The organism is Ciceribacter sp. RN22 (assembly GCF_024054295.1).
Lineage (GTDB): Bacteria > Pseudomonadota > Alphaproteobacteria > Rhizobiales > Rhizobiaceae > Allorhizobium > Allorhizobium lividum.
Map to the genome: position 1 here is coordinate 829,203 of NZ_JAMXLD010000002.1, position 13,375 is coordinate 842,577.

Sequence of the window (13,375 nt, forward strand, 5' to 3'; positions counted from 1 at the left end):
CTGCAAGACGATGGTGAAGATGGTCGATCGCGTCTATGAAATCCACGATCCGCGCTTCCGCAATCTCATCGTGCAGAGTGCGGAACTCGAGGAACTCTACACCGGCTGCCGCTGGGCCGAAGGCCCCGTCTGGTTCGCCGACATGAACTGCCTGCTGTTCAGCGACATCCCGAACCAGCGGATGCTCCGCTATGTGCCGGGTCAGGGCGTGTCGATCTACCGGGAGCCGTCGAACTTCGTCAACGGCAACACCCGTGACCGGCAGGGCCGCCTCGTCTCCTGCGAGCATGGCGGCCGGCGGGTGATCCGCACCGAGGTCGACGGCAGCATCACCGTGCTCGCCGACCGCTTCGAAGGCAGGCGGCTCAATTCCCCCAACGACGTCGTCGTCAAGTCCGACGGCAGCGTCTGGTTCACCGACCCGACCTACGGCATCCTCTCCGATTACGAGGGCTACCGCGCGGAACCGGAACAGCCGAGCCGAAACGTCTACCGCCTCGATCCGGAGAACGGCGCGCTTTCGATCGTAGCGGACGATTTCGGCCAGCCGAACGGCCTGGCCTTTTCCCCGGACGAGAAGCTGCTCTACGTCGCGGATTCGGCAGCGAGCCATGACGAGGCGGCGCCGCGCCACATCCGCGTCTTCGATGTCGTCGGCGGAAAGCGGCTCGAACATGGCCGCGTCTTCTGCACGCTCGATTGCGGTCTGCCCGACGGATTCCGGCTCGATCTCGCCGGCAACCTCTGGACCAGTGCCGGCGACGGCGTGCACTGCTTCGCCCCCGACGGCATCCTGCTCGGAAAGATCCTGGTGCCGCAGACGGTCGCCAACCTCACCTTCGGGGGCCCGCGCCGCAACCGGCTCTTCATTACGGCCACGCAGTCGCTCTACGCCGTCTATCTCACCACGACGGGCGCGCAGTATCCGTAATCAGGCCTCGGCCGTGGTACGCTGGCGGTAGTAGTCGGCGAGCACGGGAATTTCGCCCGAAAGCCTGTCGACGAGGCCGTGGCACGTCTCGGTGTCGCCTGCATAGAAGGCGGCGACGAAGGTGCGGTGCAGGCGCGCAGCGTCGTCCGGAATGCCGCCGAAGACGGTCGAAACCGCCGTTCCGACGGTCCTCCCCTTCACCGTCACGCGGTCGAGCTCGAAGAGCGGGAAGTCGTCCGCGACGAGCGCCACGGTATTCTCGCCGAGCAGCAGCGGAACGCCGAACAGTTTCGAGGCGCCTTCGAGGCGCGAGGCGAGGTTCACGGCATCGCCGAGCGCCGAATAGTCGAAGCGCCGGGTGGACCCCATGTTGCCGACGATGCATTCCCCGGTATTGACGCCGATGCCGATCCGCAGAGGCGCGAAGGGTTCGCCCCTCGCCTCCGCCTCGGCATGCAGCTCGTCGTTCAGGCGGTCGATCGCCTCCAGCATCCCGAGCGCCGCCGAAACGGCATGCTGCGCGTGGAGGGTATCGTCGAGCGGCGCGTTCCAGAACGCCATGATGCAGTCGCCGATATACTTGTCGATCGTGCCGCCATGGGCGAGCACGACCTCCGACAGAGGCGTGAGCAGCCGATTGATGAGTTGCGTCAGTTGCCCGGGATCGTCCTTCAGGCCTTCGGCAATGGTGGTGAAGCCGCGAACGTCGCAGAAGAGGATCGAAAGGACGCGCTTCTCGCCACCGAGCTTCAGGTGCGACGGGTCCTGTGCCAGGCGTTCAACGAGCTCCGGCGAGAGATATTGCCCGAAGGCCCGCGTGATCTCCCGGCGGCTGCGCCGCTCGGCGGCGTAGTCGAAGGTCGATTGCCCGGCGGTGATCAGGATGAAGGCGAGTGACGGCGCGATCGGCGAGATGAAGACCCGCCCGAAGTGCAAAACGAGATAGCTGCCTGCCACCATCGCGATGACGACGGCGAGCCCGCCGATCGCCGTCGGCCAGCCGGTGCCGCGCCAGGTCAGCACCAGGGCTACCGCCGCCGCACAGAGGAGAAACAGGAGCGCCGCCTCCGGCGACGCCGCGGCTATGCCGAATCCCTTGCGCAGGTTGTCGAAGATCGACGCATGGATCTCCGCCCCGGCCACCAGGCTTCCGGTATACATCGTGTAGGGGGTTGAGAATGCGTCCGCGCCGCCGCCTGCTACCGTCGGGGCGTTCTGGAGACTGAGACCGACGATCACCACGCGATTGCGGAAAGTGTCGGGCGGCAGGAAGCGTTCGGGATCGAGCGCCTGATAGTAGGAGACCGTCGGATAGGTCCGCGGGCCGCCGAAGGTCTGCATGAGCGTGCCGTGCGCCGGCGGCTCGACCGTCAGGCCCGCGGCTCGGGCGAGCTCGCCGGCAAAGCTGTCGGAGATATCGGGCAGGCTCCGCACCACGCCGTCACCGCTGAGGCTGATCGAGGCGATGCCCGGCCGCACACCGGCCGCGAGGAAGCGGTCGAGCGGCAGCGTGCGCACGAACTGGTCGGCCTCGGCCGTCGAGATCAGCGTCTCGTCACCCGCCAGCACGACATCGGGTCCGAGCGCCTCGGCAAAGGCCCTGTCTTCGTCATCCGCCGCCGGTTCGGCGAAAATTATGTCGAGGCCGACGGCCTTTGCACCGGCGGCGCGCAAGGCCCGGATGAGCTTCGCGTGCAGGCCGCGCGGCCACGGCCACTGGGCGTTGATCTCGGCGAAGGACGGCTCGTCGATCGCCACGATCACCGGTCCGTCGGCCGGCAGCGGCGCATGCCACAGCGTCGAGAAGAGATCGAAGCCACGGTCGTCGACCAGCGACCAGGCAGCAAGCCGGGTAATCCCGATGACGGCCGCGAGAACCACGAGAGCCAGCAGGACGGAACGCGGTCGCCGCTGGGGTTTGCGTCGGTCCGAAGCCTTCGTGAACAGCCGGCCGATCATCAGAAACGGACTTTCATCGATCCCTTGAAGGTCGGCCCCCAGCCAGGGATGCCGGTCATCACCTCGAAATCCTCGCCGAGCAGGTTATACCCGGCCAGTTCGATCTCCATGTGCTTGCCGAAGGGCTCCCAGATCAGGTTGGCGTCGAGCGTCCAGTAGTCGTCGAGTTCGGCGCCGCTTTCGCTGTCACGCTTGCCAACATAATTTGCGGCAATCGTCGCCTTCACGTTCGCCTCGTTGACCCAGGTGAGCGCCACCTGCCCTGCCCAGTCCGGCACGAAGGGCAGCGACTCGCCATAGCTCGCCGACGCCGGATCCTCGTCCTCCGACGTGGCGTAGGCGGCGGTGGCGGACAGGCCGAAGCCGTGGCCGAGAAGCAGGTTCGCCGTCAGGCTGCCGCGGTCGATGCGCGCCTCGGCCGACGAGAACGGGACGGCCGAGAACGGAATTGTGATCTGCACATCCTTGACGTCCTGGTGCTGGAATTCCGCCGCGGTAAAGAAATCCGGCGTCCATTCCGCATCCCAGCGCAGCGCAAGCGTATCGACGTAGCCGCCGAGACCCGTCGAAATCTCGTTCGGCTGCAGGCCGACGACGCCGACCGGCGAAAGCGTCGGCGTAGTGACGTCGAGGCTCTGGCGCAGGAAGCCCGCCCGCAGCCAATGCCCCTCGACCGGCGACCAAGCGATGCCGGCACGGGGCTCGAGCCGGGCCACGTCCTCCGCCGCGCCGTCGATGAGTATGCCGAACAGCGCGTACTCGCCCTTGAGGCTCGGCGTGATCTCGTGCAGCAGGTCGACATAGACGCGGCCGTAACCGGCGGTATCGTCGGGATCGGCGATCGTAGGAACGCCTGCGACGCTGGACTGGCTGTAGGATTCGATCCAGCCGCCCTCGATGCCGTAGCGCCAGGTCAGGTCGTCCTCGCCGACGCTGTGGCTCAGCGCTGCGACATAGGTGCGCTGCGAACTCTCCGTGGTGATGGGCCCGGGACCGAGTGTCAGCTCGTTCAGACCATCCGCCTTCACTTCATTGTAGAGCAGGGCCGCGTTGACGACGTTCCGGTAGGCGATGGTGTGGCTGATGCCGACGCCGGCGTTCGTCGTCACCGCCTCGTTCTCGATGTCCACTCCTCCCGGCAAGCCCAGATTCGAAAATGCATCAGAGCGGTTGAAATAGGCGACGACGCGGTCGTCCGGAGTCGGACTGAGCGTCAGGTAGCCATTGCCCCGCAGCAGGCGATCCTCCGAGGAGAGACCGAAGCCGATCGGGCTGGTTCGCTCGTCATAGCTCTTTTCCCACTCGGCATTCAGGTAATAGCTGGTCGGGAAAGGCAGGTTGGAGTAGCCCTGTACTTCCCCTTCGACCGTGTAGCCTGGGTCGCCACCGGCGGTGGTCACGCCGCCGAGCGTGGTCTCGACGAAGGGAGACCGCACGATGTTGGCAGTGAGCGAGCTGCCGGCCAGCATATGCGGGTCAAGCAGAAGGCCCTGCAGGAACGACGAATAACTGAGGCTGTTTGCACCATTGGTGACGACGCTGTCGCCGTAGATATAGCTGTTGGCGAAGGGCGTCGCGCTGCCGCGCACCGTCTGGTCGATGTAGCTGCTGCCGGCGAAAGGATCGAACACCACATCGCCGTAATATTCGCCCCAGGCATTGAGTCCCTGCAGGCGGAAGGCGTTGTTGAGCGTCGACCCCGCATCCCGGTTCGCACTCAGCGATCCGAAATTGCCGCCCCTTTCCCGCGAACGCCGCATGAACTCCTGGGCGTGGCGGATCGCCCCTTCGGAATCGTAATCGTCAATTGCAACGGCCGCCCGGTAGGACGAAATCACCGGGTCGTTGTCGTCCAGTCGATCGGCGTTGTCGATGGCCTGCCGGGCCGGCACCCTGTCGCCCTTCTGGTAGTGTGCGGCGGCAAGGAGAAGCTGTCCCTGCGAATAGGCGGGGTTCGACACCGAGGCGGCGAGCAGATCGTCGACGGCGCGGTCGACCTCGCCGGTCTGCATGTAATAGCGCCCGCGCGCCACCAGCGCGCCGTCGAAGCTCGGGTCCGCTTCGAGCGCCCGGTCGATCGCAGCCTTCGCCTCCTCCACCCGCGACTGGTCGAGATAGAGGATCGCGAGGTTGGCATAGGCGACGGGGTCCTGGGGATCGAGGGCGATCGCCTTCCTAAGAGCCTTCTCCGCCGACTGGGTGTCCCCCCGGGCCGACTGCACCTCACCGATCGCATTCCAGATCGTCGTAGAACCGGGAGCGACCTTGACAGCCGCCTGCAGATCCCGAAGGGCACCGTCGAGATCGCCCTTGATCCCCGCGCGATAATTGGCACGCCCTTCAAGCGCCGTGGGATCGGCCGCATCGAGCGAGAGTGAACGGTTGAACGCCTCATCCGCCTGTTCGCGGTCGTTGAGGAGCAAGGCAAACTGAGCCCGGTAGGCCGGCAGGGAGGGATCGTCCGGGAAGCGCCGTTCGGCCGCCTTGATCGTCGCGATGGCTGCCTTGATATCCTTGAGGAAACCCTGGGCGTAGGCCTGCAACAGCGCGCCGTAGGGACCGCTTACCGCCGTCGGCAGCGGTTCGACCCGGTTCGGATCGGCGAGCGAGCGGGCATAATAGCGCCCATAGACGGCGATGTCCCGGCGGCGGGCATCGAGCTTCCCGGCCGCCCGGCCGAAGAGCACCGCCGCTTCGTCATAGCGCTTCTCCGCCGCCACGAGCGTCGCCTCAATGAGATCAGCCCGCGCCCTTTGCGCCGGCGAAAGCGAACGGGCACGCAGAAGCGCAAGGCTCGCCCTGGCCGCCTCGCGCCCTTCCAGCGAAAGCTGGGTTTCCGCCAGCACCAGCAGGTCCTCGGTACTCCGCGCTTTCGCGGACATGGCGGAGATCCGGTCGATCTCGCGGCGCATGTCCGCGACCTTCAGCGGCGAAGCCGGCATGAAGTTGAAGGCGTTGCGCGGCGCCAGATAGAACAGCATCTGCTCGCGGTCGTCGGACTCGACGATCACCACCTTATGGGGCGCCTGCCCGATGGTGGCGGCCGCCGCCTCGCCCTGAGCGACCTGCACACTTCCGAAATCGTTGCTGAGCTCGACCAGGCCTTCGAGAACGGTGAGCGACGTCTTCGCGCCTTCAACCGTCATCGTCCAGTCGGTGCCGCGGATCGCTGCGGTCGCTGCGGGCGTCATGATCTTCACGCCAGTCCCGCCGCGCTCGGCGCGCGCCCACATCGTGCCGGCCTCGAGCTCGAGCTCGGCATCGCTGCCGGCGGAAACCTGCCGCACCCTCAGCGAGGAATTGCGTCCGAGACGGATCTGCGTCCGGTCGGCAAAAAGAATGGCGAGCTGTCCGGTCGCGTTCGTCCGCAGCACGTCGCCGGGAAGCAGGTCCTGTTTCAGGTCGACGAAGCGCCAGTCCGAGATGTCGATGAAGCGCACCTCTTCGCCGAACTTGCGTGCGATCACCGAGGCAGCCGCGTCGGCTGCGCGTGCGACAGGCTCCGCTGCTGCGGGCGAGCAGTTCCAGCTCACCCCAACAAGCAGCGCCGCGATTGTCGACTTTATCTTGAAGGATTCTCCCGCCATGGCGACAGCAGTGTTCAACTCCCATGGTGGTGTCAAGTATCCCCAATACAAACACCCTTGCCTTTTTAAGGGAGTGTAGTAGCAAAAATACACTTTCAACTGAGGGGCAGGAGAAGATGGCCGACTTTGACACCGCGCCAAGCGAATTGATCGAAACTCCGCCGGCGAGCGCGGATGTGAATCAAGAATATTTCAGCCACGTGAAAAAAATTAACGACGTCTTCTATGACCAGGTGAAGACCTCTGACCAGAAGGCCGCCTACATCTTTACTTTCATGCTGGCTTTCCTCGTGACTTCGAGCGAGGTCAGAAACGTCTTCACGCTCGAGCGCTACTATGACCGCAGGATCTGGGAGAATACGCTGTCGGTTATTCTTGGACTGACCTCCACCTTCTCCATGCTTTCCGCAGTCATGGTGATCCTGCCGCGTCACCTCACGACATCGACGTCGCTCTTCTGGGGCACGTGGTCCAAGCACCGTCCGCTGCTCGAAGAAGCGGCGGAACACGGCAATCTCCGCTATCTCTTCGACGAGTATCTAAAGAACGCCGACATTCTGGCGCAAATCGCCCGGCAGAAGTATCGCTTCGTGTCCTATGCATTCCGCGGCCTCATCGCCACGGTGCTCGCCTATGTCCTGTTGCTGATCGCCGGCTGAGGACCTGTCGCGGGCGACCTCAACTCGCCCGGGCGGCCGTCCAGTTGTGCCAGTCTGCCTCGCTGCCGCGGAAGACGTTGAGGTCGATCCGGCCTTCGACGCCATGCGAAAGCCCCGAACCCGAATACTGCCAGAACAGCCATTTGCGGCCCGGATAGACCTTCGACGGGTGCGCGGCGACCGAGCGGAGCCAGAAGGGGTATTCTCGGAAAGCGCCATCGAGGTGGTCGTCGTAGAAATCGGGTGCCGTGTAGATGATTGGGCGCTTGCCGTAGTGACGCTCGATCATGTCCATGAAGACCTGCATCTTCTCGTGCACCTTGGCGGTGGAAAGCCGCCGCTTGCAGCTCGACTCGGCATTGTATTCGACGTCGATCACCGGCGGCAGCGCATCGGGGTCGCGCGGCACGTTGCGGATGAACCATTCGGCCTGCTCGCCGGCGGTGCGGCACCAGTAGAAGAAATGGTAGGCGCCGCGCTTCAGGCCCGCATCCTTCGCCCGGTGCCAGTTCGCCTTGAACATCGGGTCGAGATGGTCACCGCCGTCCGTCGCCTTGATGTAGGCGAAGTTCGCCCCCTGCGTCCTGAGCTTCGCCCAGTCGATGTCGCCCTGCCAGCGAGAGACGTCCACCCCGTGCACGGCGTATTTCTTCGGCGAGGACTTGCCGAAATTGATCGGCTTGGCGTCGCGGAACCGGTGGCTGTAGATCCTTGTGCGGCCCTGCGGCTCCAGCGTGGTCGCCGGATTTTCCGGCACCAGCATCGCCACCGGCTTTTCGGCCGGCACCGGCATGGCGACGGTCGTCGTCGCCGAGGTGAGCGCCTGCGATTGCGGCACTTGGCCCGCCCAGGCGAGCGCCTGTTGCTGCGGCACGTTCTCCTGCGGCGCGCCCGCGTCGGCGGCAACCTCCACCGCCGGGATCGGTGCGGCGGGTGCCGAGATCGCGCTCGTCACCTCGTTGGAGGGCTTGATCGCAAGCACTTCCTCCGGCCCCGAGGTCGAGCGGCAGCTCGCAAGCAGAAGAGAGACGACGACAAGCGACGTGGCCGACAAACGCATGGAAACACGCAACTCCGAACAGCTATGGACGGCATGGACGCCATGCCACCGGAAACCTCAGACAAAAATCCCTAACGGATCATTTATCGGAGAATGCTAAATACAATCTTTACCGCGACGGGACGCATGCTGCCGATCGCGCCGCTCCGGCAGCGCTCCGCCCCCATCAGGGCTCCACGACTTTTTTCTCCCGCCACGACGAATAGAACGGCTGCGCCGCGTGTTCTCCTCTCGCAACGCCCCGCAAGGAGACATCTTGATGAACACGAAAACCTTTCTCGCCGCCGCCGTCGTGCTCGGCCTTTCCTCCCTCGCCCCGTCAGCCCTCGTCTTCGCCGCCGGCGACGACAGTTCCAGCACCCCGACCTGCAAGGCGGGCGAAGTCTACGACCAGGCGAGCGGCAAATGCGTGAAGCAGAGCGGCGCCAACGTGACCGACGAGAACCGGACTGACTATGCCTATTCGCTCGCCAAGGCCGGTCGTTACGAGGAAGCGCTCGCCATGCTCGACACCGTCGCCGACCAGAACGATCCCAAAGTGCTCAACTACCGCGGCTATGCGACCCGCAAGCTCGGCCGCACCGACGAGGGCATCTCCTACTATCTGCGCTCGGTGGCCGCCGACCCGCAATACGCCAAGGTCCGCGAATATCTCGGCGAGGCCTATGTGATCAAAGGACGGCTCGACCTCGCCCGGGAACAACTCACCACCATCCGCTCGATCTGCGGCGAGGGCTGTGAGGAATATCGCGACCTCGACGAAGCGATCCACGGCGCCTCCGACATCTGATCCGCCTCGATCATCTCGGACCGGGCGGCGCGCTGTCTGCCCGGCCCTCGCGAAGAAAGCCCTGGAAGAACAGCAAAATGGCCATCGCATGGGATTTCGCGGCGGGCTATAGTCGCCGCTCTCCGGAGACGCCCCGCAGCGAGACGGGACCTCTCCACGGCGCACGGGAGGCGGAAATCGCCAGCGAAACAGTCATCCGAAGCGGGCTTCTCGCCAGTCTGCCGCGACTGTGGCGTTACGCCTTCGTGCTGTCGCGCCAGCGCGACGTCGCCGACGATCTCGTGCAGCAGACCTGTGTCCGGGCGCTGGAGCGCTGCGGCCAGTTCGTGACGGACGGCAGTCCCGACCGCTGGTTCTTTTCGATCTTGCATTCGGTCTGGCTCAACGAGGCGCGCGCCCGCAAGGTCCGGTTCGGACAGGGTCTCGTGCCGGCCGAGGAGCACCTCGCCTTCGACGGCGCCCGCGACGCCGAGCTCCGCGCCGATGCCGGCAAGGTGCTTCGCCTGGTGGATGCCCTGCCGGCGGCGCAGCGCGCCGCCGTCTTCCTCGCCTATGTCGAGGGCCTTACCTACCGCGAGGTCGCCGAGATCCTCAATATTCCGATCGGCACCGTGATGAGCCGGCTCGCCGCAGCGCGCGCGAAGCTCGCTGCCGGCACCGACCAGGGAGTATGACATGAACGACAAGACGCCGATCCCCTCCGACGAGGAACTCACCGCCTTCATCGACGGGGAACTCGACCCCGCCGCTCGCGCCCGCATCGCGGAAGCGCTGCGCGACAATCCTGAGGCGGCCGAACGGCTCGCCTTCCTCGAGCGCGCCGATCTCCTGCCGCTGCGCGAGAGCTTCGCCGCCGTGCTCGAAGAGGCGCCCCGCGGCGACCTCGAAGACATGCTCGCCGCCATTCCCCGCCAGGACGCCGCCGAACCGACGAGCTTCGGCCGACGCGGGTTTGTCACGGCCATCGCCGCCTCGGTCGCCGCCGGCATCGTCGTCGACCGCGCCTGGATGCGCTTCACAGCGCCCGCCGCCGTCACCCGGAGCGCCGAGTGGCGCGACGCGGTAGCGCAGTACATGGCGCTCTATACGGCCGAGACGCTCGGCGCCGCCCGTCCCGGCCACGAGGCCGCAGTCGCCCAGCTCGCGGTTATAAACGAGCGCCTCGGCCTGTCGTTGTCGCCGGAGGCGATCGCCCTTCCCGGCAGTGAATTCAGGCATGCGCAGATCCTCGCCTATGACGACCGACCGCTTGCGCAGATCCTCTATCTCGACCCCGAGGGTCACCCGCTCGCGCTCTGCATCTTCGCCTCCGAGGCCGCCGAGGCGGCAATCGCAAGCGAACGTCGCTACGCCCTCGACATCGCCTTCTGGTCGAGCGACCGCCACGCCGCCATGCTGATCGGCCACATGCCCGCCGGCGACATCCGCCGCCTCGCCGAGGGCGTCAACAGCCGGATCGCCGCCTAGCGACACCACGCGTCCTGGCGCTGGTCGTGCAGTCTTTGAAGAATGTCGCAGACAGGCTGCACACGGGCCGACTTACGCCCTAATATCCCGCGTCAACGTCAATCAGGATCGCAGGCAATGGCAGAGTTTCCGACAAGGGCTAAGGTCGTCATCATCGGGCTGGGAGGCATCGTCGGCGCCTCCATCGCGCATCATCTCATCGAACGCGGCTGGGACGACATCGTCGGCATCGACAAGTCCGGCATCCCGACGGACATCGGCTCGACCGCGCACGCCTCGGACTTCTGCTACACGACCAGCCACGACTATCTGTCGGTATGGACGACACAGTATTCCATCGATTTCTACGAGAAGATGGGCCACTACGCCCGCATCGGCGGCCTCGAGGTCGCCCGCACCGGCGACGACAGCTGGATGGAAGAGATCAAGCGCAAGCTCTCCTCCGCCAAGGCCTTCGGCACGCGCGCCCACTATGTCTCACCGGCCGAAATCAAGAAGCTCTTCCCGCTGATCGAGGAAGACATGGTTCAGGGCGGCATGTTCGATCCCGATGCCGGCCTCGTGATCCCGCGCTCGCAGACGGTCGCCGGCAAGCTGGTCGACGCCGGCGAGAAGGCCGGCAAGCTGCAGGCCTTTGCGAATACGCCGGCCCAGTCGCTGATCGTCGAGAACGGCCGCATCAAGGGCGTCGTCACCCATCGCGGCAGGATCATGGCCGACCACGTCATCGTCTGCGCCGGCCTCTGGGGCCGTCTGATCGCCGAAATGGTCGGCGAGGACCTGCCGGTCATGCCGGTCGACCATCCGCTCACCTTCTTCGGCCCGTTCAACGAGTTCGAGGGCACCGGCAAGGAAATCGGCTATCCGCTTTTGCGCGACCAGGGCAATTCCGCCTACATGCGCGACACCGGCGACCCGAAGACCACCGAGGGCGGCCAGATCGAATGGGGCTATTACGAGACCACCAATCCGCGCATGTGCCATCCGCGCGAGCTCTTGGAAAAGCACGAGGCGCGGCTTTCGCCCTCGCAGCGCGATCTGGAGATGGAACAGATCCTCGAGCCGCTCGAGCGCGCGATCGAGCTCACACCAATCCTCGGCGAGCTCGGCTACAACGAAGGCCATTCCTTCAACGGCCTCTTGCAGGTTTCGGCCGCCGGCGGCCCCTCCTGCGGCGAGAGCCAGAAGGTCCGCGGCCTCTGGTATTGCGTCGCGATCTGGGTCAAGGACGGCCCCGGCTACGGAAAGCTCATCGCCGACTGGATGACCGACGGCCGCACCGAGATCGACCACAATTCGATCGACTACGCCCGCTTCTATCCGCACCAGCTGACCGAGGACTTCATCGCCGGGCGCTGCTTCGAGGCCGCGCAGAAGATCTATTTCCCCGCCGTGCATCCGCGCGAACCCTATGCCAGCGGCCGCAACGTCAAGCGCTCGCCGTTCTACGAGCGCGAGGTCGAGCTCGGCGGATACTTCATGGAGCTCGGCGGCTGGGAACGCGCCCACGGCTACAAGGCCAACGAGCACCTCTTGGAAAAATACGGCGACAAGGTTCCGGTCCGCGAGAACGAATGGGACAACCGCCACTTCTGGCGCGTCTCGAACGCCGAGCATCTGGCGATGAGCGAGGATTGCGGCATCGTCAACCTTTCGCACTTCCACATGGTGGACATCGAGGGGCCGGACCATGTCGAGCTGCTCGAATGGCTCTGCGCCGCCAAGATCGGCGGTGACGCCAACATCGGCAAGGGCATCTACACCCACTTCCTCGACGACGAGGGCATGGTGCGGGCCGACTTCACCGTCTTCCGCATGGAAGACCGCTGCCGTCTCGTGAACGGCGCCGATGCCGGCCCGCGCGACTTCCACTACATGAAGCGCGTGGCGCAAGATCGGGGCCTCGACGTCACCATCACCGACACCTCGGAAAAATACATCACCATCGGCATCTGGGGTCCGAACGCCCGCGACACCCTGAAAAAGGCCGTGGCCGATCCGGCCGGCCTCGATCCGGATAATTTCCCCTTCGCCGCGATCAAGCCGATTACCATCGCCGGCAAGCCTGTGACCGCCTTCCGCATTTCCTATGTCGGCGAGCAGGGCTGGGAACTGCACATGAAGTACGAGGACGGGCTCGCCGTCTGGGATGCGCTGCGTGCGACCGGCGTCATGGCCTTCGGCGTCGAGACCTATGCGAACTCCCGCCGCATGGAAAAGAGCCTGCGCCTGCAGAACGCCGACCTCTTGACCCAGTACAACCTGATCGAGGCCGATCTCGCCCGCCCGAAGGTCAAGGAAGCCGATTTCCGCGGCAAGGCCAAGCACCTCGAATATAGGGCACGGGACCACCAGCCGGCCATGCTCTGCACACTCGTCATGACGGAGAACACCGACAGGCACGGCGTGAAGCGCTATCCCGTCGGCTCGCTGCCGGTCATGGACCCGGAAACCGGCGAGACGCTCATCGATGCGCTCGCCCGCCGCTCCTACACCACCTCGATCGCCTACGGTCCGACGATCGGCAAGAACATCGCGCTCGCCTATCTGCCCTGGGAGTATTGCCAGGTCGGCCGCAAGCTCACCGTCGAGTATTTCGCCGAGACCTACCCGGTCGAAGTCGCCGGCGTCGGCTACAAGCCGCTCTACGATCCGGAAAACCTGAAGCCGCGGAGCTGAGGGGCGGTCATAGCGCTGCGCGAGTTGGAGCCCACCGGTCGAGAGGCCGGCGGGCTTTCTGTTCGTTATCGTCGTGGGCTTCGTCCCGGCGGTTCTTAAACGCCAAAAGCCCCACGAGGGGGCTTTGAGGGATTTCTGGGAAGGTTGGTTGCGGGGGCAGGATTTGAACCTGCGGCCTTCAGGTTATGAGCCTGACGAGCTACCGGGCTGCTCCACCCCGCGTTATGTTGAGCTTTCCGGGGA

General features: G+C 65.2%; 9 protein-coding genes and 1 tRNA gene. 6 read left to right on the plus strand and 4 right to left on the minus strand.

Annotated features, from left to right (window positions below; genetic code table 11):
* Positions 1 to 10: 10 nt before the first annotated feature.
* Positions 11 to 931: an SMP-30/gluconolactonase/LRE family protein gene (locus NHF53_RS18930; RefSeq protein ID WP_252836004.1), complete on the plus strand. Its 921-nt coding sequence runs from the start codon at positions 11 to 13 to the stop codon at positions 929 to 931.
* On the opposite strand, the gene NHF53_RS18935 is transcribed toward NHF53_RS18930, so the two are convergent.
* Positions 932 to 2,890: a CHASE2 domain-containing protein gene (locus tag NHF53_RS18935; RefSeq protein WP_252835589.1), complete on the minus strand. Its 1,959-nt coding sequence runs from the start codon at positions 2,888 to 2,890 to the stop codon at positions 932 to 934. It abuts the gene before it with no gap.
* Positions 2,890 to 6,477, minus strand: coding sequence for a FecR domain-containing protein (locus NHF53_RS18940; protein WP_252836005.1), 3,588 nt, complete (start codon positions 6,475 to 6,477; stop codon positions 2,890 to 2,892). Before NHF53_RS18940 ends, NHF53_RS18935 begins: the two co-directional genes overlap by 1 nt.
* A gap of 116 nt (positions 6,478 to 6,593) precedes the next feature.
* Here NHF53_RS18940 and NHF53_RS18945 point away from each other — a divergent pair, with 116 nt between their 5' ends.
* Complete coding sequence (locus NHF53_RS18945; RefSeq protein WP_252835590.1) at positions 6,594 to 7,136, plus strand: Pycsar system effector family protein; 543 nt, start codon at positions 6,594 to 6,596, stop codon at positions 7,134 to 7,136.
* 19 nt (positions 7,137 to 7,155) lie between these two features.
* On the opposite strand, the gene NHF53_RS18950 is transcribed toward NHF53_RS18945, so the two are convergent.
* Positions 7,156 to 8,196 (minus strand): GH25 family lysozyme, encoded by a 1,041-nt coding sequence (locus tag NHF53_RS18950; RefSeq protein ID WP_252835591.1) that lies wholly within the window; start codon positions 8,194 to 8,196, stop codon positions 7,156 to 7,158.
* A gap of 259 nt (positions 8,197 to 8,455) precedes the next feature.
* Between NHF53_RS18950 and NHF53_RS18955 the strand changes: the two genes are divergently transcribed.
* The 4 genes from NHF53_RS18955 (at position 8,456) to NHF53_RS18970 (ending at position 13,132) form a co-directional block, all read left to right on the plus strand.
* The gene (locus NHF53_RS18955) at positions 8,456 to 8,986 is read left to right on the plus strand and encodes a tetratricopeptide repeat protein (protein ID WP_114365180.1); all 531 of its coding nucleotides are present in this window, start codon (positions 8,456 to 8,458) and stop codon (positions 8,984 to 8,986) included.
* A 77-nt stretch (positions 8,987 to 9,063) separates the two neighbouring features.
* A complete protein-coding gene (locus NHF53_RS18960) occupies positions 9,064 to 9,660 on the plus strand; it encodes an RNA polymerase sigma factor (RefSeq protein WP_252835592.1) in 597 nt (198 codons plus the stop codon).
* Between the two features lies 1 nt (position 9,661).
* Positions 9,662 to 10,453, plus strand: coding sequence for an anti-sigma factor (locus NHF53_RS18965; RefSeq protein ID WP_252835593.1), 792 nt, complete (start codon positions 9,662 to 9,664; stop codon positions 10,451 to 10,453).
* Between the two features lie 117 nt (positions 10,454 to 10,570).
* The gene (locus NHF53_RS18970) at positions 10,571 to 13,132 is read left to right on the plus strand and encodes an FAD-dependent oxidoreductase (protein ID WP_252835594.1); all 2,562 of its coding nucleotides are present in this window, start codon (positions 10,571 to 10,573) and stop codon (positions 13,130 to 13,132) included.
* A gap of 145 nt (positions 13,133 to 13,277) precedes the next feature.
* Here NHF53_RS18970 and NHF53_RS18975 read toward each other — a convergent pair.
* Positions 13,278 to 13,354, minus strand: a tRNA-Met gene (locus NHF53_RS18975).
* Between the last annotated feature and the right edge of the window lie 21 nt (positions 13,355 to 13,375).